Below are 26,848 nucleotides of genomic sequence, written 5' to 3' on the forward strand. Positions count from 1 at the left end.
GATGGTTCCGGCGTCTCCGGTGCCACAGGGGTGCCGGTTGTTCTGCGAGTTGGAGCGTGGCCGGGAAGGTGGGGCGTTCTGATGAGTGTCGCGGGAACGGTGATGCTCGCCAGCGGTATGTGCACGGGCGCGTCGGCGTTCTGGTGGCTACGGTCACTGGCTGCGCGCGGCGGGGATATGCGACCGGCTGGTGCTGTCCGTGAGGTCGTCGCGGCGGCTCCGGTCGAGTTGCGCACGGCGGTGTTGGTGATCGCTGATCCTGAGCAGCGTCCGCGCATGTTCCTGGCGCTGAAGCTGGGGTCGGTCGAGGCCGGTTTCCCGGTGCTGGAGGACTGGGTGTACACCGACTACGGCCTCCAGGTGGATCTGTTGATGCTGTCGGGTCAGACCCGCAACGACTGGTCCAAGGACGAAACCCGCGACGCCCTGTGCCAGGTCCTCGCGGTGCCGGAGGTACGGGTGGTGTTCCCCCATCCGGGCGTGGTCCGTCTCGAACTGCGGGTGTTCGACACCCTCGCGGATACCGCCACCCTGCCCGGCTCGGTCTCCGCGGCGGGTGTGGATTTGGAAGCGGTCCCGGTCGGGGTGACCGAGGACTTCGACACTTGGCGGGTACGGGTGCTCTACGGACACACTCTCCTGGCCGGGGCCACGGGGTCGGGTAAGGGGTCTGTGCTGTGGTCGATCATCGCCGCACTCGGCCCCGCGATCAAAGCCGGATTGGTGGATCTGTATCTGGCTGATCCGAAGGGCGGCGCGGAGTTCGGCAAGGGCGAAAACCGGCTGTTCGTGCGCTTCGCCACCGACAACACCACCATCCTCGCCATGCTCGCCGAAGCCGTCGAGCTGATGCGTGAACGTCTCGCCAGGATGCGGGCGGCGGGGCTGCGCAAGATCGTGCCCAGCACGGATGAGCCGCTGATCCTGATCATCATCGATGAGGCGGCCTCCCTGTCGTCCTACGCCACTCGGGAGGAACAGCAAGAATTCCGGCGCCTGACCGGGCTGTTGCTGTCGCAGGGGCGTGCGGCGGCGGTGTCGGTGATCGCGGCGTTGCAGGACCCGTCGAAGGAGACGATGCCCAACCGGCAGCTGTTCCCCGTCCGCATCGGTCTGCGCCTGGACGAACCCACCCAGACTGGCATGGTCCACGGTCAAGGCGCGCGCGATCGCGGTGCCCGCTGCGACGAAATCTCCGACCTGACACCGGGTGTCGGCTACGTCGGCGAGGACGGCAGCAGCGAGTTCGTGCGGGTGCGGGCGTACTTCGTCTCCGACGACGACATCGACGCCATCGTGGACGCCTACTCTCCGGCGCCCGAGATCGGCGCTCCGGCTGAGGATTACAGCGGGTTCGACCCGGATGACCTCGGTGACGGCGACGAGTCCGAAGGGTCGGTGGCGGCATGAAACGCGGTCTGGTCATCGAACAGCACGTGGTCGTCTACTGCGATTCCTGCGGCGACCACTACACCGAGGGCGAGAACGAAGCGATCTGCTTCGACTCCATCACCCAGGCCATCGCGTATCTGACCGTCCATTCCGCGGGCGGTGTCGGCTGGGTCTACGACGGCGACAAAGTCACCTGTGACGGCTGCCGGGCCACCAACCGGTGCGTCGAGCACGGCCATTCCTTCCCTGAGTCCTGGCGTACCACGGTGTGGCCGCTGGGCAATTCCACCCGTTCGCGCACCTGCCAGGTGTGCGGCGTCCCCGAGATCGAGGCCCAGCCATGAGCGACCACACCACCGGCCACCGTTACGACGACAACGTGATCGACCTGGCGGCTCGTCGCCGCTGCCACCTGGAGCGCTCCGGGTTGGAGTCGGCCGCGATCGCCGCGCACCTGCTGGTCGAGACCGGGATTGTCCCGCTGTGGGACAACAGCGACGACGACCACGACTTCGACGGCGGGGACTGGGCGGCATGACCGACACACCGAACACCGAAGCCGGGCGGGTGAATCCGATCGTGCGGGCCGCGGCCGAGCAGGTGAGCGACCGCAAGCGGCGTGCCCGCAAGGACATCCACGCTCCGTGTTCTGGGCAACTGGCGTTGTTCGACCCGAGACCAGGAGAGCGGGCATGACACGGCCGAGGCTGCTGGACTTGTTCTGCTGCGCGGGTGGGGGCGCCACGGGCTATCACCGTGCCGGGTTCGATGTCGTCGGCGTGGACATCGCGCCGCAGCCGCGCTACCCGTTCACCTTCCACCAGGGGGACGCGCTGGAGTTCCTGGCCGCCCACGGGCACGAGTTCGATGTGGTGCACGCTTCCCCGCCGTGCCAGCGCTACAGCCCGCTGGCGGCGTTGTACCCCGACCGGGAGTACCCCGATCTCGTGGCGGCGACCAGGACGGCGTTGCTCGCTGTCGGTGCGCCGTTCGTGATCGAGAACGTCATGCCCGCCCCGCTGGATCTGGCGCGCTCGATCACGTTGTGCGGCAGCATGTTCGGGCTGCGCACTTACCGCCACCGCCGCTTCGAATCCAACGTCACATTGCGGCCCCCGGCTCACCCGGCGCATACCGCTCGCACCGCCACGACCAAGAGGCGGCAGCGGTGGGCGGAGGGCTGGAACGTGTCGGTCACCGGGCACATCGGCACCTACGTCGGGCCTGAGGCCATGGGCATCGACTGGATGACCGGTGACGAACTGTGCCAGGCCATCCCACCCGCCTACACCCACCACATCGGCGCCCAGCTGCACACGCACCTGAGCGACCCGTCCGGACAACTCTCACTCTTCGAGGTAGCGGCATGAACACCACCACCGTCCACATTCGCAAAGACACCCACCTGGACGCCTTCGACCTGGCCGCGCTCGGCCTGCTCCACCTCGCGGCGGCAACCCTGGTCGGCCTGTGGTGGCTGGTGCTGTTCCCGATGATCTCCCTCCCCCTCGCCTTGGTCGTCACGGCCTGGGTGCTGTGGGGGTGGCCGGTCGGGCTCGCGGCTGCCGGGGTGTCCGTCGCCGGGCTCCTGCTCTGGCAGCGTGCCCACCCGCGGATGTTCGACCGCTGGGTCACCGCGCGGGCACGTTCCCGGTTCCTGACCTGGCACCGCTACCGGCGCCGCTGGGTCAAGCTGATGCGCGCCTGCCACCTGAGCATCGACCGCGGCGACCGAACCTTCATCCCCCGCCTGCTCGGGGTCGAGATCGGCCCGGCTACTGATCGGGTACGGGTGCGGATGCTCGATGGGCACTGCCCGGCGGACTTCGAGAACCGGGTGTCGCATCTGGCGCACGCCTTCGGCGCCCTGGACTGCCGCGCCACCATCACCGGACCCGGCACCGTCGAGCTGGCGTTCCGGCGCGCCGATGCCCTCGCGGAGACCGTCATCCTGCCGCGGGTGGACCACTGGACCAAGGGAGGAGGGCAGGCGGCATGACCAAGCCCATCGACCTGGACAACGACAACAACGACACCACCCCGGCCCGGCAGACCGCGGCTGAGCTGCGTGCGCTCCCGAACTTCACCGATGTCGCCATAGCTACGGCCGAGAAGTTCGGGGTCTGCACCCGGCCGGTGACGATGCGATCGTTCGACCCCAAGACGGGCAAGGTCGAATACGTCGCTTCCCCGTGCAAGTCCACCGTCGCGTCGGTGTGCAAGCCGTGCGCGGACAAGGCCCGCTGGCTGCGGATGACCCAATGCCGTGAAGGCTGGCACGCCGAAGTCGAACCGGTCGAGGAAACCCGCGACCCGTCCGACACACAAACCGAGTTGCTCACCGCGCGCGCCGACCTGGCCCAGCAGTACCGGCAGGCCCGCGATGACGGGGATGACGAGATGGCTGATGCCATCGGTGAACTGGTGGGCAGCCTGGACCGTGACTTGCGGGACTCGGGGTTCCGCGGGCCGATCCCTCCGTTGGACCCGAAGGAGCGGAAGCGGCGGTCCCGCTCGACCAAGCGGCGTCAGGATGTGCCGAACCTGCCTCGGAAGAAGGTCGAGCGCCACACGATCGGGCGGGTGATCGGCGGCTACCGGTCCTCGATGATGGTGACGCTCACGATGCCGTCGTATGGGGCGATCAACCAGGACGGGGCGGTGGACAGTGAGGGTAAGCCGTGCTCGGACGGCTCCCCACGAAACCCCGACAGCTACGACTACGCGCGGGCTGCCCGTGACATCGTGTTCTTCTCCAAGCTGGTCGACCGCTGGATTCAGAACTTGCGCCGCTGCGTCGGCTACGACGTGCAGTACTTCGCCACCGTCGAGCCGCAGAAGCGCGGGGCGCCGCACCTGCACCTGCTGCTGCGGGGTGTGATCTCGCGGGAGATTCTGCGGATGGTGACCGCGGCGACGTATCACCAGGTGTGGTGGCCGCACTTCGACCCGGAGAACGAGGTGTACTCCGGCGACCGGATGCCGGTGTGGGACTACCGGGCCATGACGTTCGTGAACCCCGACACCGGGCAGGCGTTGACCGGCTGGGACGACGCGATGGACGTTCTTGATGCGGTGGATGATCTGGAACCGGCGTACACGGTGCGGTTCGGCGAACGCATGGACCCCGGCCACATGAAGGGTTACATCCCCGGCCAGAAGGCCGACCGGGCGATCGGCTACGTGACGAAGTACCTCACCAAGTCGATCAGCGAAGTCTTGGAAACCGATTCAACCCGCACCGCGATCCACTACGACCGGTTGCACGCGGAGTTGCAGCACACGCCGTGTTCGCCGCGGTGCGCGGTGTGGCTGCGCTACGGCATCGTCCCGCAGGGCGCCAGCGACAAAACGATTCCCGGCCGCTGCAAGGGCAAGGCCCACCGGCGGGACACCCTCGGCCTTCCCGGCCGCCGTGTGCTGGTGTCGCGGCGCTGGAGCGGGAAGACGCTGCCCGATCACAAGGCCGATCGTGCGGAGTTTGTTCGGCAACTGCTGGCCTCGGTCGGCATCCACAAGCCGGATACCTCGCATCTGATCATCCGGCCGGTCGAGCCTGGAGACCAGTCCGCCCCGCCGCGGGATCACCTGATCCTGGCCGCGATCGCCCAGCGCACGAAATGGCGCGCGGAATACACCAACGCCCTACTGGCGGCGGGGGCAGCGGCACAGCAGGAACATTCGGCAATTCAGCAAGCAGCATAGGGAGGGAAACGATATGAGCGAGGAAGAGATCTACCTGCGGGCCAGAGACTGTGAGGCCCTGACCGGGATTCCGGAAGCGACTTGGCGGTGGTGGGCGCACGTCGGATCAGGTCCGGCGAGCTTCAAGCTGGGTCCGCGGCGGCGCGTATGGCGTAAGTCGGTCGTGCTGGCCTGGATCGCGAAGCAGGAGAAGTTGACCGGTTCCGGTGAGGCTGCCTGATGGCAACACGGCGCAATCCCCGCGCGGGCATCGAGGACCGCTGGTATCCGACCGTCGTTGAGGTCGATCCGGAAACCGGCAAGGTGACCAAGAAGAAGGTCAAGTCGGACGAGCGTTTCGGCAAGGGCAAGCGATGGCGGGCGCGGTACGTCGACCCGAACGGCGTGGAGCGCTCGCGCTCGTTCGACACCAAGGCCGCCGCTCAGAAGTTCCTCGATAGCGACGTGACAACCAAGGTCGTGACGGGAACCTGGGTTGACCCAGACCGTAGCGGCGTGCTGTTTGAGGTCGTCGCTGAGAAATGGTTCGCCACGAAGAAATTCCGCAAGCCGAAGACTGTCGCCGGATACCGGTCATTGCTCGACACGATCGTGCTGCCGCGGTGGGGCGAGGTTCGGCTGCGAGAAATCGAATTCGAAGACATTCAGGAGTGGGTGGTCGCCCTGTCGGAGTCGGGGAGTTCTCGATTCGAGGGGCGTGGCTTGTCGGCGTCGCGAGTTATCCAGTCTTACCAGGTGCTCAGCCAGGTTCTGAGGTTCGCCATCAAGGCGAAACGTCTGGCAGCGAATCCAGCGGAGGACATCGACCTTCCTTCGATGATGGCGGGGGAGCGGCGGTACTTGACGCACGTGGAGGTGATGCGGCTGGCGATGGCGGCGGGCCGGTTTCGTCCGTTGGTCCTGACCCTGGCCTATACCGGGATCAGGTTCGGCGAGGCGATCGCACTGCGCACTTCCAATGTCGATCTTGAGCAGCGGCGTATCCGCATCACTCGTTCGGCAACCGGGGTCACGGGCAAGGGCATCGTGGAGACCGATACGAAGAACCACACCACGCGGGCGGTTCCTGTGCCGGGCACGCTGGCGAAGGACCTGGCGAATCTTCTGAGCGGTCGTCGGCCGGACGCGCTCGTGTTCCCGAGCCACAAATGCGGCTACCTCACCTCGACGGAGTTCCGGTGGGTGTTCGACCAGGCGGCGAAGGAGGCGGGGCTCGTCGGAGTCGTGCCGCATGGGTTGCGTCACACGGCGGCGTCACTGGCGATCAGTGCCGGGGCGAACATCAAGGTCGTTCAGCGGATGCTCGGTCACAAAACCGCGACCCTGACGCTTGACCTCTACGGGCATCTGTTCCCGGATGATCTGGACGTGGTAGCCGATGGAATGGACGCCGGAGCGAGGGCGGCTGCGGACTATCTGCGGACTGCGTGAGGAGGGGAATGTGGGCGGCGTTGAGAAAACCGCCCACTACCTTGGTGCCGAGTGTGGGACTCGAACCCACACGTCCTTTCGGACAACGGTTTTTGAGACCGTCGCGTCTGCCAGTTCCGCCAACCCGGCGCACCGGATGGCAACTATAGCCGGTCGGGTGGCGCAGACGGAAATGGGTTGGTCCGTGCGGCGCGGGGGGGCGGTTTGCGCAGGGTATATGCGTTCTATGCCGAAGTGAAAGGTACTCTTTACATCACTCGACAGCCCGAGGGATGGCCCGTGCTCGTCCCCGTGCGAGCGCGGCTTTCCTTTGGTTGGGTCGGGTACAGGGCATCGGAACCAGAGGGGTCTACCTATGAGCACAGCAGCTGGGGGCGCCGGCACCAAGAAGGACGCCGGGGCGAAGCGGGTCGTCGTCGCCGAGGACGAGGCGCTCATTCGCATGGATCTGGTCGAGATGCTGACCGAAGAGGGCTATCAGGTGGTCGGCGAGGCGGGTGACGGCCAGCAGGCGGTCGACCTCGCCGTGGAGCACCGGCCCGATCTGGTCATCATGGACGTGAAGATGCCGCGCCGCGACGGGATCGACGCCGCGGCGGAGATCGCGTCGAAACGCGTTGCCCCCGTGGTCATCCTGACCGCGTTCAGCCAGCGTGACCTGGTGGAGCGGGCGCGTGACGCGGGTGCGATGGCCTATCTGGTGAAGCCGTTTACGAAATCGGATCTGGTGCCTGCCATCGAATTGGCCGCCAGCCGCTTCCACGAGATCACCGCGCTGGAGAGCGAGGTCGCCAATCTCGCCGAGCGGCTGGAGACCCGCAAGCTGGTCGAGCGCGCCAAGGGCGTGCTGATGCAGACGCAGGGCCTTTCGGAGCCGCAGGCGTTCAAGTGGATTCAGCGCACCGCGATGGACCGGCGCACGACGATGAAGGCGGTCGCCGAGGTGGTGCTGGAGAACCTGACGCCGAAGTGACCGCGCGTCGCGAAAGAATTTACGCGAACGAAACGTAGTCGTGAACAAGAATTCGGAACGATGTCGCGCGCATGATCCGAATGTGATGCGGAACTAACGTACCGACGCTATGTTCTGACCGGGCTGATGTGAGTCGGCCTCCTCGGCGACCCCGGGGGAGCACAGAACATAGATGAGGTGCAAAGTGCTTAGTTCGACATGGCGCAGGCGCTCGACGCGAGCTGTTGTGGCCGTCGGCGCCGCCGCCGCGCTGGTGCTGACCGGTTGTAGCGACAAATCCACCAGCAGCGGTTCGGATTCCTCGGGTACCAACGGGGCGGGCGGCCTGTCCATCCAGCCGCTTCTGCAGGTCGACCAGCAGGGCAAGGAAGTGCCGAAGGCCGACGCGGCCACGGCGGCCGATCCCGCCGGCGACGGCAAGGCGACCTGCGCGCCCGGCACGGCCGTCGCGATGGCGGGTGCGCTGACCGGCCCCGACGCCGCGCTCGGCATCAACATCGTCAACGGCGTCAAGCTGGCCCTGGACAAGCACAACAAAGCCAACCCCGGCTGCAAGATCGAGCTGAAGCAGTTCGACACCGAGGGTGACCCGCAGAAGGCCACCCAGGTGATCCCGCAGATCGTCAACGATCGTTCGATCATCGGCCTGGTCGGTCCCGCCTTCTCCGGCGAGACGAAGGCGACCGGAAAGATCCTCAGCGACGCGGGCCTGGTCTCGGTGACCTCGTCGGCCACCAACGCGACGCTGACCCAGAACGGCTGGACCACCTTCTTCCGCGGCTTGGCCAACGACGACGTGCAGGGCCCGTCGGTGGCGAAGTACCTCGTCAACAGTGCCGGATACAAGAAGGTCTGCGTCATCCAGGACAACACCGACTACGGCACCGGCCTGGCGAAGTCCATCACCGACGGCCTCGGCGCCGCGGCCGACCCGGCGTGCGCGGCCAGCATCAAGAAGGGCGACAAGGACTTCTCGGCGACGGTCACCAAGGTGGCGGCGGCGAATCCGGACGCCATCTTCTACTCCGGCTACTACTCCGAGGCGGCGCCGCTGGCGCAGCAGTTGAAGTCCGGTGGCGTGAAGGCGGTCTTCGTCTCCGCCGACGGCACCAACGACCCGCAGTTCGTCGCTCAGGCTGGCAGCGCGGCCAAGGGTGCGAAGCTGTCGTGCCCGTGTGGTCCCGCTCCGGAGAAGTTCGCCAAGGATTACGAGGCGCTCAACGGTCAGGCGCCGGGCGTGTACTCGGTGGAGGCCTACGACCTCACCACGATTCTGGCCAAGGGCATCGACGGCGGGAAGGTGACCCGTCCGGACCTGCTCGATTATGTGCGGACGTACGACGGTGCCGGCCTCGCGCGTCAGTACAAGTGGAACCCGAACGGTGAGCTGTCGAATGCGCTGATCTGGGTGTACGAGGTCAAGTAGTCCCGGATCCCGGGCGCACGGCACGTACGGGGGTTCGCCGGAATCCCCGTACGTGCCGTTGTTCGGTGGGCGAATGGATGAGGGCGGAAATAAATGAAACAAACGGCATCGGCCGCCGGGATACAACTCGTGGCCGGCTCGATCGACTTCAACTACGAGGCGCTGATCGATAATTTTTGGCGGCTGACCGTCGACGGCGTGACCTACGGCGCCATCTATGCCTTGGTCGCCGTCGGCTACACCCTGGTGTACGGCGTATTGCGGCTGATCAATTTCGCCCATTCGGAAATCTTCATGCTCGGGTTGTTCGGCCAGTTGATCGGATTGATGATCTTCGGATTCACCGCGAGCCCCGATGTGTACAGCCAGGGGGTGGTGCTCACCGTCGTGTATCTGGGTCTGGCGATGGTCGTGGGCATGCTCGTGTCCGGCGGCGCGGCAGTCGGATTGGAGCGGGTGGCCTATCGCCCGCTGCGCAAGCGCGGCGCGAAACCGCTGGCCTTCCTGATCACCGCGATCGGCATGTCGTTCGTCCTCCAGGAACTGGTGCACTTCGTGCTGCCGAAGATCCGTCCCGATCTCGGCGGCACCAACGCGCAGCAGGCCATCCGGCTCGTCGAGCCCACCGTGCAGTTCGGCTTCGGCGGCGCCGAGGTCACCAACATCATGCTGCTCATCGTGATCGCCGCCGTGGCGCTGGCGATCGCCACCGAAGTGCTGATCAACCGGACCAAGTTCGGGCGCGGTATCCGCGCCGTGGCGCAGGATCCCGACACCGCGACGCTGATGGGCGTCTCGCGGGAGCGGGTCATCATGCTGACCTTCCTCATCGGCGGTGTGCTCGCGGGCGCGGCGGCGATGCTGTACACGCTGAAGATCCCGAACGGGATCATCTACTCCGGCGGATTCATTCTCGGTATCAAAGCGTTCAGCGCCGCGGTGCTCGGCGGCATCGGCAATCTGCGCGGCGCGCTGCTGGGCGGACTGGTGCTCGGCGTGGTGGAGCAGTACGGCCAAATCCTGTTCGGCACCGAGTGGCGCGACGTGGTCGCGTTCGTGGTGCTCGTCCTGGTGCTGATGGTTCGCCCGACCGGCATCCTCGGCGAGAGTCTCGGAAGGGCGCGCGCATGACCGACACGACCAAGACGGCGGCCACGCCGGACACCGCGCGCCGCGGCGTCGGCGACGCGATCCGCACCTGGTGGGACGGCCTGAGCAGGCCCGCGCAATGGGGCGTCGGCGTCCCGATCCTGCTGCTGCTCGCGCTGCTTCCGCTGTTCCCGCCGCCGCTGCTGAACACTCCTTCCTACAACTTCGGCCTGGTGATGGCGCAAGTGGCGATGTACGCGCTGCTGGCCATCGGCCTCAACGTGGTGGTCGGGCAGGCGGGCCTGCTCGATCTCGGCTACGTCGGTTTCTACGCCGTCGGCGCCTACACCGTCGGCCTGCTCACCAGCCCGAACAGCCCGTGGAACCAGACCGACGGCGGCTGGCTCGATCCGAAGTGGGCCTGGCTGGCGTGCCTGCCGATCGCGGTCGCGGTGACCGCGGTGTCCGGCCTGATCCTCGGTTCGCCGACGCTGCGGCTGCGCGGCGACTACCTGGCGATCGTGACGCTCGGCTTCGGTGAGATCGTCCGGCTGCTCGCGGAGAACCTGACCGAGCTCACCAACGGCAGCCTAGGCCTGTCGGGTGTCGCCTACCCGCACGTCGGCGAGTCCGCGAGCAGGCCGGAGGGCGTGTTCTCCGGCGGAAACCCTGGCGACCCGGACAGCGCCAACCTGCTCGACCGCGCCAGCTACGGCACCTATTGGTACTGGTTCGGCATGGCGCTGGTGGTGATCGTGCTGCTGGTGGTCGGGAACCTGGAACGCAGCCGCGTCGGCCGCGCCTGGGTCGCCATCCGCGAGGACGAGGACGCGGCCGAGATCATGGGCGTACCGACCTTCAAGTTCAAGTTGTGGGCGTTCATGATCGGCGCCGCGGTGGGCGGCATGTCCGGCGCGATCTACGCCGGGCAGGTGCAGTTCATCAATCCCACCGGCTTCAACATCATCAACTCGATGCTGTTCCTGTGCGCGGTGGTCATCGGCGGGCAGGGCAACAAGCTCGGGGTGATCTTCGGCGCGTTCGTCATCGCCTATCTGCCCGCGCGGTTGCAATCGGTGAACCTGGTGAGCAACGAGTCGACCGGCTACGTCCTGCTGGCGATCGATGTCGCGGTGTTCGTCGCGTTGATCGTCGCGTGGCGGTTGTGGTCCGGTCGGCTGGGAGTGTGGCCGCGGCGCGGAGTCGTCACCGCGATGGTGGTGACCGGCGTACTGGCGCTGCTGTTGCTCGGCAGCGTGCTGCTGTTCCGCAAGGGCGGCGCGCAGTCGCTGGGCGACCTCAAATATCTGTACTTCGGTATCGCGTTGGTGGTGATGATGATTCTGCGTCCGCAGGGTCTGTTCCCGGTGCGGCAGAAGCTGCTCACCTATGGCAGGCAGGTGTACCAGGCCGTGCGCAGACCGGCCGCGGCCGAACCGATCGGAGCGGGCCGATGACCGGGCCGAGCGCGGGTGACGCGCTGTTCGACAACGAGGACATGGCCGCGGGCTACGCGGCCGAACCGGAGGCCGAGTCGGCGGGCACGGTCGACGTCACCCAGGTGATCCCGGAACTCGCCGACGCGGCGACCGTCGCGGAAGTGGTCGCCCCGCACCGCGATATCGAGACCGCGGTGGGTGAGCCGCTGCTGCGCACCGAGGGCCTCACGGTGAAATTCGGCGGTCTCACCGCTCTGGATCAGGTGAGCTTCGAGATCCGCCGCGGCGAGATCCTCGGTCTCATCGGGCCCAACGGCGCGGGCAAGACCACCTGCTTCAACGCGATCACCGGCGTCTACCAGCCCGCCGCCGGACTGGTGTACTTCGACGGCAAACCGCTGACCAAGACCAAGCGCAACGCGATCACCCGCCTCGGCATCGCCCGCACGTTCCAGAACGTGCGCCTGTTCGGTGAGATGACCGCGCTGGAGAACGTCGTGGTCGGCACCGACGCGCGGCACAAGACCTCGGTGCCGGGCGCGGTGTTCCGTACGCCGCGGCATCGGCGCGAGGAACGCGACGCCATCGAGCGCGGCATGGCGCTGCTGGAGTTCGTCGGGATCGCCCCGCGCGCGGTGGAGAAGGCGCGCAACCTCTCCTACGGCGATCAGCGCCGCCTGGAGATCGCCCGGGCGCTGGCCACCGAGCCGAAGCTGCTGTGCCTGGACGAGCCTGCGGCCGGGTTCAATCCGAGCGAGAAGTCCGCGCTCATGGACCTGATCCGCAAGATCCGCGACGACGGGTTCACCGTGCTGCTGATCGAGCACGACATGCGGCTGGTCATGGGCGTGACCGACCGGATCGTGGTGCTGGAGTTCGGCCGCAAGATCGCCGACGGACTGCCCGCCGACATCCGCGACAACCCCGCCGTGATCGCCGCGTACCTCGGCGTGCCGGATATCGATGCGGTCGAAACCCGCACCGACGCAAGCGAACACGACGTGCCCGGGGATGACGCGGCGTCCGGCCCCGAGCCGGATGTGTCGGCCGAAGCTGCGGTGGTGACAGCGCCGGGGACGGAGGCGACGCGCGAGCCCGCCGCGGGCGCGCCGCTGCTGGAAGTCGAGGACATGGTCGTCAACTACGGCAGAATCCAAGCGCTGCACGGGATCTCGCTGACGGTCGCGGAGGGCGAGCTGGTCACCCTGCTCGGCGCCAACGGCGCGGGGAAGACGACCACGATGCGTGCGATGTCCGGCCTGCTGCCGCTGACCCGGGGCCGGATCCTGTTCGAGGGCCGCGACATCACCCGGATGAAGGCGCACGAACGGGTGCTGCACGGGTTGATCCAAGCGCCGGAGGGGCGGGGTGTCTTCCCCGGCATGACGGTGCAGGAAAACCTCGACATGGGTTGCTATGGACGAGGTTTCAAGCAGAAGGCGGAGTACGAGCGGACCTTGGAGTGGGTGTTCGAGCTGTTTCCCCGGTTGCTCGAGCGGCGCAAGCAGGTCGGCGGCACGCTCTCCGGCGGTGAGCAGCAGATGCTTGCCATCGCCCGCGCGCTGATGGCGCGGCCGCGGCTGCTGTTGCTCGACGAGCCGTCGATGGGGTTGGCGCCCATGGTGATCCAGCAGATCTTCCGGATCATCGGCGAGATCAACCAGCAGGGCACCACGGTGCTGCTGGTGGAGCAGAACGCGCAGCAGGCGCTGGCCCGCAGCGACCGCGCCTACATCATGGAAACCGGCGAGGTCACCAAAACCGGGCGCGGCGCGGAATTGCTCACCGATCCCGCGGTGAAATCGGCGTATCTCGGCGTGGGTTGACCTCCCCACCCGGCGCGCAGCCGAGTCCGGTGCCGCGCGGCCCGGCTCGAGGCATGATCGTGACCATGGATGGTCACGACGAGCTGATGAGCTTGGCCGAGCGGTACTGGGACAGCGTGCTCGAGGCGGCGCCGAGCGAGGCGACCCTGCTCGGCGACCGCCGCTTCGACGATCGGATCGAGGATCTGTCCGTCGAGGCCGAACAGCGGCTGCTGTCGACCTGGCGCGAGCTGCTGCGGGCGGTCGACGCGCTCGACGCCGAACGGCTCGGCCAGGCCGACCGCATCACCCGTAGCCTGCTGCGCACCGAATTGAGCGGCGCGGTCGAGCACCTGGAATGGCGGCCGATGGAGCTGGCCTCCGATCAGATGAACGGCGTGCACGCCGGCGTGCTGATGGTGGCGCCGCAGACGAACGCGCCGCGGCCGGAGCACGCGCTGGCGCTGGTGCGCCGCTACCGCCAGTTCGGGGACATGCTCGGCCAGGCCGTCGAGCGGTTCCGGGCGGGGCTGGCCGCGGGCCGCACGCCCGCGCGGATCGCCATCGAGCGCTCGCTCAACCAGCTGGACGGCTACCTGGATTCCGACGTGGCCGCCGACCCGTTCGTCACCTTCGCCGGTCCGGAGGGCTGGGACGGCGAGGCCGCGTGGCGTTCGGAACTGGCCGAGGTGACGCGGGATGTCATCCGGCCCGCATTCCAGGTCTACCGCGACGCGCTGTACGACGAACTGCTGCCCGCCGCTCGTCCCGACGACCAGCCGGGCCTGTGCTGGCTCGGCGGCGACGGCGAGGACATCTACCGGCGGTTGCTGCGCCACCACACCACGCTGCCCGATCTCGGCGCCGACGAGATCCACGAACTCGGCCGCACCGAGCTGGCGAAGCTGCGCGAGGAGTACGCGACGGTGGGCGCGCGGCTGTTCGGCACCGGCGATCTCGGCGAGATCTTCGCCCGGCTGCGCGACGATCCCGCCCTGCGCTACGACGACGCCGAGCAGATCATGTTCGACGCCCGCCGCGCGCTCGCCCTGGCCACCGCCGAAATGGGGAACTGGTTCGGCCGGCTGCCGAAGGAGTCCTGCGACATCGTCCCGGTGCCCGAGTTCCTGGCCGCGGATTCGCCTGCGGCGTACTACTTCCCGCCCGCCGCCGACGGCTCGCGGCCGGGCACGTACTTCGTCAATCAGCACCATCCCACCGGTCGTGGACGCTTCGAGACCGCGTCGGTGGCCTACCACGAGGCGATTCCCGGTCACCATCTGCAGCTCACCATCGCCAACGAACTCGACCACCTGCCGCGCTTCCAGCGCCAGTCCTTCGCCAACACCGCGTTCGTCGAGGGCTGGGCGCTCTACACCGAGCGGCTGGCCGACGAGATGGGTTTGTACGAGGACGATCTCGGCCGCCTGGGCATGCTGGCGGGCGATTCCTGGCGTTCCTGCCGGTTGGTGGTCGACACCGGCCTGCACGCGAAAGGCTGGAGCAGGCAACAGGCCATCGATTTCATGGTGGCCAACGCGCCGGTCGGGCTGGCCGAGATCACCGTGGAGGTGGACCGCTACATCGCCATGCCGGGGCAGGCGGTCGGCTACAAGATCGGGCAGCTGGAGATCCTGCGCCAGCGGGTGGCGGCCACCGAGCGGCTCGGCGCAGGCTTCGACATCAAGGCCTTCCACGACGTGGTGCTCGGCTCCGGCTCGGTGAGCCTGCCGGTGCTGCGCGAACTGGCGGGCACGCTGTGACGGCGCGGGGCGCGATCGCCGGTCGCGCGCCCCGCGAACCGCGATCCGGTCCCGGCGGCCGCGGCTGCCGGGTGTCGGCGTATCGCCATGTCGGTGCCGGTCCCTAGACTCTGGGGCGTGAGTTCACCCACGACCGCTCCGCGTCCTGCCCCCGCGTCCGGCTCCGGCGATCCCGGCTCGGGAGACCGGCCGACGCTGCTGTTGCTGGACGGGCATTCGATCGCCTATCGCGCGTTCTTCGCGCTACCGGCGGAGAATTTCAAGACGGTCACCGGGCAGACCACCAACGCGGTCTACGGCTTCACCGCGATGCTGATCAACCTGCTGCGCGATGAGAAGCCGACGCACGTGGCCGCGGCGTTCGACGTCTCGCGCCAGACCTTCCGCGCCGAGGCGTATCCGGAGTACAAGGCCAACCGCAATGCCACGCCGGACGAGTTCCGCGGCCAGGTCGAGCTCACCAAGGACGTGCTGGGCGCGCTGGGCATCCCGGTGATGGCGATCGAGGGCTTCGAGGCCGACGACATCATCGCCACGCTCACCACGCAGGCGACTGCCGCTGGTTTCCGCGTCCTCATCGTCACCGGCGACCGGGACTCCATCCAGCTGGTGAACGAGAACGTCACCGTGCTGTACCCGCGCAAGGGCGTCTCGGACCTCACCCGGTTCACCCCCGACGAGGTGATGGCCAAGTACGGCCTCACGCCCGGCCAGTACCCCGACTACGCGGCGCTGCGCGGCGACCCGAGCGACAACCTGCCCGGCATCCCCGGCGTGGGGGAGAAGACCGCGGCGAAGTGGATCCGCGAGTACGGCGACCTGAACACCCTGGTCGAGAAGGTCGACCAGGTGAAGGGCAAGGTCGGCGACGCGCTGCGGGCCAACCTGAGCAGCGTGGTGCTCAACCGGCAGCTCACCGAGCTGATGCGGGAGGTGCCGCTGCCCTACACCCCCGACCAGCTGGCGCAGGGACCGTGGGATCGCGAGAAGATCCATCAGCTGTTCGACGATCTCGAGTTCCGGGTGCTGCGCGACCGGCTGTTCGAGACGCTGGCTCCGCCGGAGCCGGAGGCCGAAGCCGGTTTCGAGATCAGCGGCGGCGCACTGGAGATCGGCGCGGTCGCCGACTGGCTCGCCGAGCACGCGAAAGCCGGTGTGCGCCATGGTGTCTCGATCGTCGGCACCGGCTCGCCCGCCGGTGGCGACGTGCGCGCGCTCGCCATCGCCGCGGGTGACGGCGAGAGCGGCTACATCGACGTCACGGTGCTCACCCCCGAGGACGAGGCGGCGCTGGGCGCCTGGCTGGCCGACCCGGCCGTGCCGAAGGCGCTGCACGAGGCCAAGTCCGCCCTGCACGCCCTGCGCGGGCGCGGGTGGACGCTCGGCGGGCTCACCAGCGACACCGCGCTGGCGGCGTATCTGGTGCGTCCCGGCCAGCGCACGTTCAACCTCGACGACCTGTCGCTGCGCTACCTGCACCGGGAGCTGCGCGCCGAGACCGGCGACACCGCGCAGCTGTCGCTGCTGGACGACGAGGACGCCGCCGACGCGGAGCTGGCGCGGGCGCAGATGCTGCGCGCGCGTGCCGTCGCCGACCTGGCCGACGCGCTCGACGGGGAACTGGCCCAGATCGAGTCCACCCCGCTGCTGGCGGACATGGAACTGCCGCTGCTGGGTGTGCTGTCCACCTTGGAGGCGGCGGGCATCGCGGTGGACACCGACCAGCTCGCGACGTTGCAGCGGCAGTTCGCCGACCGGGTCGCCGAGGCGGCCGAGGCGGCCTACGAGGTGATCGGCAAGCAGATCAACCTCGGCTCGCCCAAGCAGTTGCAGGTTGTGCTGTTCGACGAGCTGGACATGCCGAAGACCAAACGCACCAAGACCGGCTACACCACCGACGCGGACGCCCTGGAATCGCTCTACGAGAAGACCCAGCACGCGTTCCTGGAACATCTGCTCGCGCACCGCGACGCCACCCGCCTGAAGGTCACCGTCGACGGCCTGCTCAAATGCGTCGCCGAGGACGGTCGCATCCACACCACGTTCAACCAGACGATCGCGGCCACCGGCCGGTTGTCCTCGACCGAACCGAACCTGCAGAACATTCCGATCCGCACCGACACCGGCAGGCAGATCCGTGACACCTTCGTGGTCGGCTCCGGCTACGAGTCGCTGATGACCGCCGACTACAGCCAGATCGAGATGCGGATCATGGCCCACCTGTCCGGGGACGAGGGACTGATCGAGGCGTTCAACTCGGGAGAGGACCTGCACAGCTTCGTGGCGTCGAAGGCGTTCGACATCCCGATCTCCGAGGTCTCCCCGGAATTGCGCCGCCGGATCAAGGCGATGTCCTACGGCCTGGCCTACGGGTTGAGTTCCTACGGCCTGTCCGCGCAGCTGAAGATCAGCACCACCGAGGCGAAGGAGCAGATGGAGGTCTACTTCGCCCGCTTCGGCCGCATCCGCGACTACCTCTACGAGGTGGTGGAGCAGGCGCGCAAGGTCGGCTACACCGAGACGCTGTTCGGCCGCCGCCGCTACCTGCCCGATCTGGACTCCAGCAACCGGCAGCGGCGGGAGGCCGCCGAACGGATGGCGCTCAACGCGCCCATCCAGGGCACCGCGGCCGACATCATCAAGGTGGCGATGATCAACGTGCACCGGGCGATGCGAGAGGCGGGCCTGCGCTCCAGGATGCTGTTGCAGATCCACGACGAACTGCTGTTCGAGGTCGCCGACGGGGAGCGGGAGACGCTGGAGGCGCTCGCGCGCGAGCAGATGTCCGCGGCGATCGCGCTGTCGGTGCCGCTGGAGGTCTCGGTCGGCGTCGGGCGCAGCTGGGACTCCGCCGCGCACTGACCGGCGCGAGCGCGTCGCACCGACATGCCGGGCCCCACCGCACGGGCCCGGCATCCGGCATCCGGAGAGCTATCATCGGGCCACCGCGCGCAAGTAAACGAATCACGGTGAACGGGACCCATGTCCCATGCCGCGCGGCCACCTACCGTGGGGCTGGTCATACATAGGGATTCACGCATACCGAGCGCAGGGGATGGCCCATGACTGTCACCGATGAGTACCTGCAGAACAACGCGGCATACGCGAGCACCTTCCAGGGCCCGCTGCCGCTGCCGCCCGCGAAGGGCGTGGCCGTGGTCGCGTGCATGGACGCGCGGCTCAATGTCTACGGCGCGCTCGGCCTCGCCGAGGGCGAGGCGCACGTCATCCGCAACGCGGGCGGTGTCGTCACCGCCGACGAGATCCGCTCGCTGGCCATCAGCCAGCGGCTGCTCGGCACCAGGGAGATCATCCTGATCCACCACACCGACTGCGGCATGCTCACCTTCACCGACGACGACTTCAAGGCGAGCATCCAGGAGGAGACCGGCATCAAGCCCGAGTGGGCGGCGGAGGCCTTCTCGGATCTGGAAACCGATGTGCGCCAATCGATCGCGCGCATCGTCGCCAGCCCGTTCGTGCCGCACAAGGACTCGATCCGCGGCTTCGTCTTCGACGTCGCCACCGGCAAGCTGAACGAGGTGCTGCCCGCGTAGGGGCGAAAACCACACTGCCGCAGTGAGATCCGGGTGCGATCGCCCGGATCTCACGGCGTTTCACGACGGTCGCCGCGCGATCCGCCGCGCCGACGCCGCGCCGAGGTCCACCTCGTCGCGCGGCGGCGCGCCCGCGGAGGAGTCCTCCCGGTGCATCAGCGTCGTCATCCGCTGTTCGAACTCGTGGTGTTCGCCGCCCTGGAAAACCGCCGTGACCTCTTCGAACCCCGCCGCGGCGACCGGGATCCCCGACCGCTCGCGGGTCCAGGGCAGCGCGCGGCCGCCGGTGAGCTTGTTCCAGGCGACTTCGGCGAAGGCCAGCAGGATGAGCAGGACGGCCAGACCCGGGATGGTCGGCGCCACGAGGAGACCCATGTCACCGACGCTAGCCTCCGCCGGGCTGCGCCGTCCTGAACTGCGACGATGGTACTCGCCAGTAGACAAATCGGGCATCGTATGTGGTTGCTATTGCGTCGCGATGTCCCTATCCTCGATCCCGTGCCGAATCCCGCCGACCGCCGCAGCGCAGCGCTCCACGTCGCAGACCGCGACAGCGCTCTGCTTTCGGCGTCGCTCATCGGGCCCTCCGTGGCCGCGCAGGCTACCGCCTCCGTGCCCGAGGTTCGCGCCGAGCTACTTCCGCTCACCGCGATGGTGGCGTCGCTTCCCCGAGTCCTCGTAGTAGCCCGCCGTAGCGGGGTCTGATTCGGGCCGGCCCCCTCGCTGCGGGCAAAAACCACTTGTTAGTGCTGGTCCCCTCTGTCAACTGAGCCACGACATTCTTCGGGAAGACCTACTTTCAATGACCATCCTGACTCTTGATACAGACATGTTCCACGCCGCCGCCCCCAAGGGCCTACGCGCCGAAGCCGCCGGGCTGACCTCGGCGGAATTCCACAGCCGCTACTGCGCGCACGGCGGACCGATCCGGCTCGGCGAGTGGTCGCCCGCCGGCACGCGGACCGCGGAGTTCACCGCCACGCTGGAGTTCGCCGGGCATCTGCGGAGCGTCGTCGCCACCGGCAACCCTGTCGCGGCGATGACCTCTGCCCTCTACGACGAGGGCTACCCCGTCGAGATCCTGCAGTTCCACCAGCGGCGCACCGCCGACGGCACCGCCACCTTCGTGCAGTGCGAATGCAACGGCAGGCGCGGCTGGGGCGCGGCGATCGCGGACGACGGCGCCGAGTCGACCGTCCGCGCCATGATCGCGGGCGTCAACCTGCTCGGCGCGTCCTGACTCGGGGCATCGCACCCTCGGGGCATGCCGCCCTGAGGGTGCGCCCGGCCCCGGACGCGCAGCGGGCCCGGACACGGACTGCCGCTTCCGCGTGTCCGTATCCGGGCCCGAATGAATTCCCTTGCGGCGCGGTGGTTCACCGCGCCGCGCGGATCACTGTCCAGCCTGCTGCTGCTCGGCGAGTTGCTTGCGCACCTCGTCCATGTCCAGTGCCTTGACCTGGGTCACCAGATCCTCGAGCGCCGCGGGCGGCAGCGCGCCGGGCTGCGCGAACACCAGCACGCCCTCCCGGAAAGCCATGATGGTCGGGATGGAGCGGATGTTGGCGGCCGCCGCGAGGCCCTGCTCGGATTCGGTGTCGACCTTTCCGTGCACCACGTCGGGGTGCTTGTCGGAGGAGGCCTCGAAAGTCGGTGCGAAGCTCTTGCACGGACCGCACCAATCGGCCCAGAAATCGACGAGTACCACGTCGTTCCCGGTGACTACCTCATCGAAATTGTGCTGGGTCAGCGTCTGGGTGGCCATGACGTCCTCTCGTTTCGGTGTGCTCGCTATAACGCGGGCTGCTCCGGTTATCTTCCACGGCGGACCCGGCCGACCGGCCACTCGCGCCGCTGATCCCCGTCCCATCGACGGATACCCACCACCGTCGCGGAGAAATCCCGGTCCCGGGCGACGGCGTGGACGGCCTCGCCGAGCTGGAGCGGAGGCACCCGCCTGGCGAGGGTGATGTGCGGAGTCCACGCGTCCGGATGCAGGTTGGCCGGAACGCCGGGGCACGAGGAGATCGTGTGGAAGATCCGGCGGTGCAGGGCGAGCAGCGCCTCGGACGGGACCACCAGCCGGACCAGAATGGGGCGGCGGGCGCCGAAGACCACCAGCCCGCCGAGCCGGACGGGGATCGGCGCGACGGCCAGCTCGTCCAGCGCCTGCTCGATGCGCGGCCAGATCTGCCTGGCCACCCCGGCGGTGATGTGCGGACGATTCGACGCGTCGCCGCGCGCGGCGAGACTCGGCACGCCCGCTTCCGCCAGCAGCTGCCACTGGCGGCGGATCTCCGCGTCGGCGGCCTCGTCGAGCAGTAGTTCGACCGACTGCACCATGGTCCCCCGAAGGTAGCCGCAACCGGCGTGTCCGCGGGCCGGTTCCGGCGGCAGGGCGCGCCGGCGGGAGGATGTTCCGGTGAACGACGCGAATCGACCCCGGCTGGACCGGGCGCTGCGGCTGGGCCTGATCGACGGCGACGGCATCGGCCCCGAGGTGGTGCGAGCGGCCAGGCAGGTCGTCGACGAGGCGCTGTCCGCGGCCGGAGCCGCCCCGGTCGAGTGGGTGCCGCTGGTCATGGGGCATCAGGCCATCGCCGAGTTCGGCACGCCACTGCCGGAGCGGACGCTGGAGCGGTTGGCCGCCGTGGACGCATGGATTCTCGGCCCGCACGACAACGCCTCCTACCCGCCCGAACATCGCGTCGCGCCGGGTGGGGCCATCCGCAAGCATTTCGGCCTCTACGCCAACATCCGTCCGGCGCGGGCTTTCGCCGGCGTGCGCGCCGCGGCGCCCGACATCGACCTGGTGATCGTCCGGGAGAACAGCGAAGGGTTCTACGCCGACCGCAACATGGTCGCCGGGTCGGGGGAGTTCCGGCCGACGCAGGACATCGCGATGTCGGTCGGGCTGGTGACCCGGGCCGCCTGCGAACGGATCGCGCATCAGGCGTTCCGGCTGGCCGCCAGGCGACGCAAACGGGTGACGATCGTGCACAAGGCCAACGTGCTGCCGCTGACCATGGGTCTGTTCCGCGACGTCTGCCGTGAGGTCGCCCAGGAATACCCGGGAATCGAGGTGGACGACGAACACGTCGACGCGGCGGCCGCGCACCTGGTCCGCGCCGCATCCGACTACGACGTCCTGGTCACCGAGAACCTGTTCGGGGACATCCTGTCCGATCTGGCGGGGGAGCTGAGCGGATCGCTCGGGCTGGCCGCGTCGCTGAACTGTTCGGACACCACGGCCATGGCCCAGGCGGTGCACGGCGCGGCGCCCGCGCTGGCCGGGCACAACCGGGCGAACCCGGCGGCACTGCAACTGTCGGCGGCGATGCTGCTGCGCTGGCTGGCGGCCCGGCACGCCGAGGTGACCTTGGCGCGGGCGGGCGAGCGAATCGAACGGGCCGTCGCCGCGGCCTTCGAGGCCGGCATCGCCACCGCCGACCTCGGCGGACTGGCATCCACCAGCGAATTCACCGAGCAGGTGTGCGCCAGGGTGCATCGCAGGTAGCCGGAGAACGTTCACTCCAGGTCGACGCCGATCTCGCGCGGTCCTGCTGGACCAGTTCGCAGCCGGTTCGTCGTTCAGGTGGAGCGCCCGGCCAGTTCTCGCAACCGCGCCCAGTTCAGCGTCGGAGGCGCGACCCGCGTCCCCGGCCGCGTCCGCGGGACCCGCACGCGCAGGGCGCCGGGCGAGATCGCGCAGCGCACGGGCGTTTCGAGGCGCAGGGATTCACCGTCCACGCCGACCGGGATCTCGGCCGCGTCCGCGTCGACGACCACCTCGGTGGCGGTGAGCCGCACCAGACCGCGATCGTGCGCACGGCGCAGCAGACCCACCGCTTGTCGCGTGCTCGCCACCGTGACCGTCACGACGCCGAGCAGGCCCGCGTCCAACCGGGCGCGGCGGCCGAGGCCGGCGAGATCGCCGGTGGCATACGGGCCGTTGCTCACCAGGACCGCCTGCGGCCCGTCCACGGCCACGTTGCCGACGCGCGCTCGCAGCCCGGAGCCGCAGCCGTGCCCGAGCAAGTCGGGCAGCATCCGCAACACGGTCCCGGTCTTGTCGTCGCGGTACTGCGGGCTGCGCACCACCTCCGCGTAGACGCCGAAGGAAGCATTGTTGACGAACGTGCGCCCGTTGATCGTGCCGAGGTCGACCCGGATCTCCACACCGTCGCGCAGCGCCGCCAGGCCGGTGGCCGGATTCTTCGTATCCAGTCCCAGATCCCGCGCGAAGTGGTTCCGTGTTCCAGCGCCGATCACCAGGAAAGGTAGCCGGTATTCCGCCGCGACCGCCGCGACCGAAGCCTGTGTTCCGTCGCCGCCGGCCACGCCGAGCAGATCGGCGCCGCGCTGGACCGCTCGCCGGGCCAGCGCGGCGACATCGATCGGATCCGGGCCGGCCAGCAGGGCCACTTCGGCGCCGAGTTCGCGGGCCTTGCGCGGCAGATCGAACAGCAGGACTTTGCCCCCGCCGGAGCGGGGGTTCATCACGAGGAACGGGTGTTGTGCCGGGGCGGCGGGGAACTCGGGCACCGGCCACTGCGCACGGTCGTCGCGCAATGCCCGGCGCGCGCACACCTGGGCCACTGCGAGCAGCGCGCCGCAGATCAGCATCACCCACAGTTGACGTTCCCGCATGAACAGAAGCACCACCACGATCGGCGACAAGATCGCCAGGGCCGCCGAAACGGCCCGCAACGCGCCCCGGTTGATCAACGACCAGTAGACCCCGGCGACGGTGAGCGCGACGCCGCCGGCCCCGGCGATCAACAGAGCGAGCAAGCCGCGCAGCCCGGCCACCGCGAGCGGCAGCACGACCGCGGCGATCGCGGCGGCGAATGCCGCCCTGGCCCACCACTGCCGAGCGCTCAGCGGCCGCGCCGCGCCGACCTGGGCTCCCGGCATCACGCACCGCCCCCGACCGAGGTCCCGTTGTCCGCCTCGGGCTCGGCCGGTCGCCGCCCGACCCCAGCGGGACGAATCATCAGCGTGCGGCGCGCGCTCGGGAAGCCCGGGTCCGCACCGGGTTCGGCGGGCGGGATCGCCGCAGCTGCCGTACCGCGTTCATGCCGCGCCCGGATCCACGGTGCGCCGCGGTGGGCGAAGCCCACCCGCCGGTGAGGTAGGCGCCCAGCGCGCTCACCAAGCCTGGCACGGCGACCCCCCGCAGCGCGGTCCGCGGCGGCGTCGGCACCGCGGTGGTCACTCGCGTGGGAATCCATGGGTTCCGCACTCCGGGAACGGAGTCGGGGCAGGCGGGACGCGCCCGGGCGCTGCTCAGACCGTCGCCGAGCCGGAGGGCGGCGCTTCGGGGCCGGTGGCCGCGTTCGGCCCGGAGAACGTCGTGTCCGGGTTCCATGTCGCGACGGCCCAGATCACCACGGTGTCGAGCGCGATGATCAGGATGGACCAGCCCGGGTAGTAGGGCAGCCACAGGAAGTTGGCGATGATCGACAGCGCCGCGATGACGATCGCCGACACCCGCGCCCAGGTCGCGCCGGTCATCAACGCGATGCCGACGACGATCATCACCACGCCGAGCGCGATGTGAATCCAGCCCCACGCGGTGAAGTCGAACTTGAAGGTGTACTGCTGGCCTTGGACGAAAAGCTCGTCCTCGGCCACCGCCGATATCCCTTGGAACAACTGAAGGAACCCGATGGTGGTCAGTATGATCGCGGCCGCGATCGATGTGCCTGCGGCGATGCCTTGCCGGACGCGATGGTCTTCTCGATTCACCGGCGTGTGCTGCGACATTTGCGCTTCCCTTCGCGACTGATTCCTATCGGCATGAGCGGTGCGCATACACGTCGTGCCGGAACGGGCTTCGTGCCCCGGGGGGCCGGGCCGGATATTGCACGACCGGGTGACGGTCGGCGGCATATGACTGAGATTAGCACCGGGATGGCAGGCGAATTCGTGGTTGTCAGTTCCCGGATCCGTGATACCGGTTCGTATTCCGGCGGATATCGATCGGCGCGGCGGCCCGATTCGAACGGATTTCGTCGTTTCGCAACGGAAAAGAGGCTTCCGGTGACCGATATCGATATCGCCGCGATAGGGTTGGTTGACTGTCCCGTTATCGAATCTCCCCCGGTATGCGGCCCAGCCCGCCGCGCCACCGGCCGGGCCCGCGCCACCGAGTGACGGCGGTGCGGGCATGGACCGGATCACCGCGTCGAAGGAACTCGCTCAACTCGGAGCGCCGCTCACCGCGCCACCGGCCGGGCGGGGGGTACCCCGGTCTGCTGCGGCGCCTGCGCGGCGCTCGGTTGCGCGGCGTGGCCGGGCTTTCCCGCCAGTGCATGGGCCTTGAGCTGCTCGAACTCGGCCACGGTGATCGCGCCCGAGTCGAGGAGGGCTTTGGCGTCGGCGATGCTCTCCGCGGGAGACTTGCCCGCGACCTCCCGGATGTATTGGTCGGTGGCCTCTTTGGCCTCGGCTTGGGCCCGCTGGGCGCGCAGCGCCATACCCCGGCCCCGGACGATGAGGTAGACCAAGGCCGCGAGATAGGGGAACACCACCAAGGCGATCACCCACAGGGCTTTGGCGACGCCAGAAACGGAGTGGTCGCGAAACAGATCGACCAGGATCTGGAACAGCACGATCAGGTATGCGACGAAAGCGAATACAAGGATCGTGTACCACACGTAGTCCCAGAACGAATCCATGATGAACCTCCTCGGGTGAGCCCGCGGCGTATGCGAATCCACGGCTCACCATGTTCTGGATCGGGCCGTCGGGCGGCCCGGTGGCCGGAAAACAAACCTTCCTCTGTGCGCGTGCCGGGCTCTGCCTGTCGTACGCCGATTCGCTCGGTAGGCCGACCCGCATCGGTGCTCGGGGCGGGCGTCGGTGCGAAGCGCTCGAGAAAGAAAACGTTTCACCGGCGCCGTGCCGCTCGAATATTCGAGAGCACATCAATTTTCGAGTGTCCGGACAGGTCGTTCGCTGCAGCCGTCGAGCCGGAGAAACTCGTCCGGCCCGAAAAGACCGGCAAATAATCATCGACGCTGGCGGAGACGTCGTCAAGATTTCCGGTGAATTCGCCGGCTGCGCGGGGGCCTCGCGCACGGAGCCGGTGTCGCAGCGGTGTCCTGCATGGTATGTGACCACTTGTGCCCGTGAGCCGCGGCCGACGCCCCGAACAGCGCGTGCGGGAAGCAGCGGCACCGCGCCGACGCACCCGGCGGGTAGGGTCTCGCGCCGGTGCACCGGCACGGGGTCGCGCGAGCAGATCTTGTTGCTGTTGCATTACTGTCCAGCGCGGAGCGGCCCGGTCGCTTAGATTGCCAAACGGGTGATGACGCCCGGGTTGCGTGGATCCGAAATGTGGAGGGCTGCTGTGTCTGATCGTTCGTTTCTCGGCAGGCGCGCCCTGCGAGCCGCCGCGGGCGCGCTCGCCGCGGGCGCGCTGGTGCTGACCGGATGTACCACGAACACCGAGGACACCGGCCCCTCGGTGGCGAAGGTGCAGGTGGAGAAGGTCGACGAGATCGCGGCGCAACTCCCCGACAAGATCGAACAGTCCGGCAAGCTGGTCGTCGGAGTGAACATCCCCTATCAGCCGAACGAGTACAAGGACGCCGGTGGCCGGATCGTCGGCTTCGACGTGGACCTGATGGACGCGGTCGCCTCGGTGCTCGGCGTCAAGGCCGAGTACGTCGAGTCGGCCTTCGAGAAGATCATTCCTTCGATCCAGGCGGGCACCTACGACGTGGGCATGTCGTCGATCACCGACTCCAAGGAACGCGAGCAGCAGGTCGACTTCACCACCTACTTCAACGCGGGCATCCAGTGGGCCCAGCAGAAGGGCAAGCCGGTCGACCCGGAGAACGCGTGCGGCAAGAAGGTCGCCGTGCAGGCCACCACCGTCGAGCACACCGACGAGGTGCCCGCCAAGAGCGCCAAGTGCGTCGCCGCGGGCAAACCCGCCATCGACATCAAGTCGTTCGACGAGCAGAGCGCCGCGACCAACGCGCTCGTGCTCGGCCAGGTCGACGCCATGTCGGCCGACTCACCGGTGACGGCGTACGCGATCAAGCAGAGCGACGGCAAGATCGAGAACGCGGGCCCGGTGTTCGACTCCGCACCCTATGGCTGGGCCGTGCCCAAGGGCGCGCCGCTGGCCGCCGTGCTGCAGAAGGCGGTCCAGCACCTGATCGACACGGGCAAGTACCTCGAGATCACGAAGAACTGGGGCGTGCAGGAAGGCGCGATCGCCAAGTCCGTCGTCAACGGTGCCGTGAGCTGAAC

27 protein-coding genes, 1 tRNA gene and 1 pseudogene are annotated in these 26,848 nt (G+C 68.3%); 21 read left to right on the forward strand and 8 right to left on the reverse strand.

All coding sequences use genetic code 11. From position 1 onward, the window contains the following. Positions 1 to 81: 81 nt before the first annotated feature. From U3653_RS26235 to U3653_RS26275, 9 genes are read left to right on the forward strand one after another with little or no spacing between them, the layout of a single operon-like run. On the forward strand, positions 82 to 1,410 hold the full coding sequence (locus tag U3653_RS26235; protein WP_195082735.1) for an FtsK/SpoIIIE domain-containing protein: 1,329 nt from the start codon (positions 82 to 84) through the stop codon (positions 1,408 to 1,410). After that, a complete protein-coding gene (locus U3653_RS26240) occupies positions 1,407 to 1,736 on the forward strand; it encodes a hypothetical protein (RefSeq protein WP_195082736.1) in 330 nt (109 codons plus the stop codon). The genes U3653_RS26235 and U3653_RS26240 overlap by 4 nt, the downstream gene beginning before the upstream one ends. Then, the gene (locus U3653_RS26245) at positions 1,733 to 1,930 is read left to right on the forward strand and encodes a hypothetical protein (RefSeq protein WP_195082737.1); all 198 of its coding nucleotides are present in this window, start codon (positions 1,733 to 1,735) and stop codon (positions 1,928 to 1,930) included. The genes U3653_RS26240 and U3653_RS26245 overlap by 4 nt, the downstream gene beginning before the upstream one ends. After that, a complete protein-coding gene (locus U3653_RS26250) occupies positions 1,927 to 2,088 on the forward strand; it encodes a hypothetical protein (protein WP_195082738.1) in 162 nt (53 codons plus the stop codon). The genes U3653_RS26245 and U3653_RS26250 overlap by 4 nt, the downstream gene beginning before the upstream one ends. After that, positions 2,085 to 2,762 carry a DNA cytosine methyltransferase gene (locus U3653_RS26255; protein ID WP_195082739.1) on the forward strand — a complete coding sequence of 226 codons (678 nt, stop codon included), beginning with the start codon at positions 2,085 to 2,087 and terminating at the stop codon, positions 2,760 to 2,762. Before U3653_RS26250 ends, U3653_RS26255 begins: the two co-directional genes overlap by 4 nt. Beyond that, positions 2,759 to 3,391 carry a hypothetical protein gene (locus U3653_RS26260; protein WP_195082740.1) on the forward strand — a complete coding sequence of 211 codons (633 nt, stop codon included), beginning with the start codon at positions 2,759 to 2,761 and terminating at the stop codon, positions 3,389 to 3,391. The genes U3653_RS26255 and U3653_RS26260 overlap by 4 nt, the downstream gene beginning before the upstream one ends. Further along, entirely contained in the window at positions 3,388 to 5,097 is a 1,710-nt protein-coding gene (locus U3653_RS26265; RefSeq protein ID WP_323124491.1) for a replication initiator, read from the forward strand. Before U3653_RS26260 ends, U3653_RS26265 begins: the two co-directional genes overlap by 4 nt. A 13-nt stretch (positions 5,098 to 5,110) precedes the next feature. Further along, positions 5,111 to 5,317 (forward strand): helix-turn-helix transcriptional regulator, encoded by a 207-nt coding sequence (locus U3653_RS26270; RefSeq protein ID WP_195082741.1) that lies wholly within the window; start codon positions 5,111 to 5,113, stop codon positions 5,315 to 5,317. Next, positions 5,317 to 6,528 carry a tyrosine-type recombinase/integrase gene (locus U3653_RS26275; protein ID WP_195082742.1) on the forward strand — a complete coding sequence of 404 codons (1,212 nt, stop codon included), beginning with the start codon at positions 5,317 to 5,319 and terminating at the stop codon, positions 6,526 to 6,528. Before U3653_RS26270 ends, U3653_RS26275 begins: the two co-directional genes overlap by 1 nt. 42 nt (positions 6,529 to 6,570) lie before the next feature. Here U3653_RS26275 and U3653_RS26280 read toward each other — a convergent pair. Further along, positions 6,571 to 6,657, reverse strand: a tRNA-Leu gene (locus U3653_RS26280). A gap of 226 nt (positions 6,658 to 6,883) precedes the next feature. Between U3653_RS26280 and U3653_RS26285 the strand changes: the two genes are divergently transcribed. The 9 genes and pseudogenes from U3653_RS26285 (at position 6,884) to U3653_RS26325 (ending at position 18,580) form a co-directional block, all read left to right on the forward strand. Beyond that, entirely contained in the window at positions 6,884 to 7,501 is a 618-nt protein-coding gene (locus tag U3653_RS26285; protein WP_039797267.1) for an ANTAR domain-containing response regulator, read from the forward strand. Positions 7,502 to 7,685: 184 nt separating this feature from the next. Beyond that, positions 7,686 to 8,927: a branched-chain amino acid ABC transporter substrate-binding protein gene (locus tag U3653_RS26290; RefSeq protein WP_397071261.1), complete on the forward strand. Its 1,242-nt coding sequence runs from the start codon at positions 7,686 to 7,688 to the stop codon at positions 8,925 to 8,927. A 93-nt stretch (positions 8,928 to 9,020) separates the two neighbouring features. Further along, positions 9,021 to 10,058 carry a branched-chain amino acid ABC transporter permease gene (locus U3653_RS26295; RefSeq protein ID WP_195082744.1) on the forward strand — a complete coding sequence of 346 codons (1,038 nt, stop codon included), beginning with the start codon at positions 9,021 to 9,023 and terminating at the stop codon, positions 10,056 to 10,058. Further along, a complete protein-coding gene (locus U3653_RS26300) occupies positions 10,055 to 11,473 on the forward strand; it encodes a branched-chain amino acid ABC transporter permease (protein WP_195082745.1) in 1,419 nt (472 codons plus the stop codon). Before U3653_RS26295 ends, U3653_RS26300 begins: the two co-directional genes overlap by 4 nt. Further along, positions 11,470 to 12,414: pseudogene (locus tag U3653_RS26305) on the forward strand (ABC transporter ATP-binding protein); the annotation flags it as partial. The gene U3653_RS26300 and the pseudogene U3653_RS26305, both read left to right, overlap by 4 nt. A gap of 171 nt (positions 12,415 to 12,585) precedes the next feature. After that, on the forward strand, positions 12,586 to 13,281 hold the full coding sequence (locus U3653_RS26310; RefSeq protein ID WP_323124502.1) for an ABC transporter ATP-binding protein: 696 nt from the start codon (positions 12,586 to 12,588) through the stop codon (positions 13,279 to 13,281). A 65-nt stretch (positions 13,282 to 13,346) separates the two neighbouring features. After that, positions 13,347 to 15,023, forward strand: a complete 1,677-nt coding sequence (locus U3653_RS26315; RefSeq protein WP_324722482.1) for a DUF885 domain-containing protein — start codon at positions 13,347 to 13,349, stop codon at positions 15,021 to 15,023. 87 nt (positions 15,024 to 15,110) lie between these two features. Further along, positions 15,111 to 17,885 (forward strand): DNA polymerase I, encoded by a 2,775-nt coding sequence (gene polA / locus U3653_RS26320; protein ID WP_195082748.1) that lies wholly within the window; start codon positions 15,111 to 15,113, stop codon positions 17,883 to 17,885. A gap of 200 nt (positions 17,886 to 18,085) precedes the next feature. Beyond that, complete coding sequence (locus U3653_RS26325; protein ID WP_195082749.1) at positions 18,086 to 18,580, forward strand: beta-class carbonic anhydrase; 495 nt, start codon at positions 18,086 to 18,088, stop codon at positions 18,578 to 18,580. 60 nt (positions 18,581 to 18,640) lie between these two features. On the opposite strand, the gene U3653_RS26330 is transcribed toward U3653_RS26325, so the two are convergent. Next, positions 18,641 to 18,955, reverse strand: a complete 315-nt coding sequence (locus tag U3653_RS26330; RefSeq protein ID WP_195082750.1) for a DUF6191 domain-containing protein — start codon at positions 18,953 to 18,955, stop codon at positions 18,641 to 18,643. 454 nt (positions 18,956 to 19,409) lie between these two features. Here U3653_RS26330 and U3653_RS26335 point away from each other — a divergent pair, with 454 nt between their 5' ends. Next, positions 19,410 to 19,820 (forward strand): 2-isopropylmalate synthase, encoded by a 411-nt coding sequence (locus U3653_RS26335; protein WP_324722480.1) that lies wholly within the window; start codon positions 19,410 to 19,412, stop codon positions 19,818 to 19,820. A gap of 153 nt (positions 19,821 to 19,973) precedes the next feature. Here U3653_RS26335 and trxA read toward each other — a convergent pair whose 3' ends face one another. Together trxA and U3653_RS26345 are read right to left on the reverse strand one after the other, a co-directional pair. Beyond that, a complete protein-coding gene (gene trxA, locus U3653_RS26340) occupies positions 19,974 to 20,345 on the reverse strand; it encodes a thioredoxin (protein ID WP_067808360.1) in 372 nt (123 codons plus the stop codon). Between the two features lie 47 nt (positions 20,346 to 20,392). Then, the gene (locus U3653_RS26345) at positions 20,393 to 20,923 is read right to left on the reverse strand and encodes a 2'-5' RNA ligase family protein (RefSeq protein ID WP_195082752.1); all 531 of its coding nucleotides are present in this window, start codon (positions 20,921 to 20,923) and stop codon (positions 20,393 to 20,395) included. A 79-nt stretch (positions 20,924 to 21,002) separates the two neighbouring features. On the opposite strand from U3653_RS26345, the gene U3653_RS26350 reads away from it, so the two are divergent. Further along, positions 21,003 to 22,097, forward strand: coding sequence for an isocitrate/isopropylmalate dehydrogenase family protein (locus U3653_RS26350; protein WP_195082753.1), 1,095 nt, complete (start codon positions 21,003 to 21,005; stop codon positions 22,095 to 22,097). Between the two features lie 74 nt (positions 22,098 to 22,171). Here the strand turns inward: U3653_RS26350 and U3653_RS26355 are convergent, their stop codons facing one another. From U3653_RS26355 to U3653_RS26370, 4 genes are all read right to left on the reverse strand, one after another. Then, on the reverse strand, positions 22,172 to 23,497 hold the full coding sequence (locus U3653_RS26355; protein ID WP_195082754.1) for a diacylglycerol/lipid kinase family protein: 1,326 nt from the start codon (positions 23,495 to 23,497) through the stop codon (positions 22,172 to 22,174). A gap of 79 nt (positions 23,498 to 23,576) precedes the next feature. Beyond that, positions 23,577 to 23,798: a hypothetical protein gene (locus tag U3653_RS26360; protein ID WP_195082755.1), complete on the reverse strand. Its 222-nt coding sequence runs from the start codon at positions 23,796 to 23,798 to the stop codon at positions 23,577 to 23,579. Positions 23,799 to 23,869: 71 nt separating this feature from the next. Continuing rightward, positions 23,870 to 24,349: a DUF7144 family membrane protein gene (locus U3653_RS26365; protein ID WP_195082756.1), complete on the reverse strand. Its 480-nt coding sequence runs from the start codon at positions 24,347 to 24,349 to the stop codon at positions 23,870 to 23,872. A 452-nt stretch (positions 24,350 to 24,801) separates the two neighbouring features. Then, positions 24,802 to 25,263 carry a PLDc N-terminal domain-containing protein gene (locus U3653_RS26370; RefSeq protein WP_195082757.1) on the reverse strand — a complete coding sequence of 154 codons (462 nt, stop codon included), beginning with the start codon at positions 25,261 to 25,263 and terminating at the stop codon, positions 24,802 to 24,804. Between the two features lie 659 nt (positions 25,264 to 25,922). Here U3653_RS26370 and U3653_RS26375 point away from each other — a divergent pair. Beyond that, complete coding sequence (locus U3653_RS26375) at positions 25,923 to 26,846, forward strand: ABC transporter substrate-binding protein (RefSeq protein WP_195082758.1); 924 nt, start codon at positions 25,923 to 25,925, stop codon at positions 26,844 to 26,846. Positions 26,847 to 26,848: the final 2 nt, after the last annotated feature.

Origin of the sequence: Nocardia implantans, from assembly GCF_035544775.1 — a bacterium.
GTDB classification, from domain to species: domain Bacteria; phylum Actinomycetota; class Actinomycetes; order Mycobacteriales; family Mycobacteriaceae; genus Nocardia; species Nocardia implantans.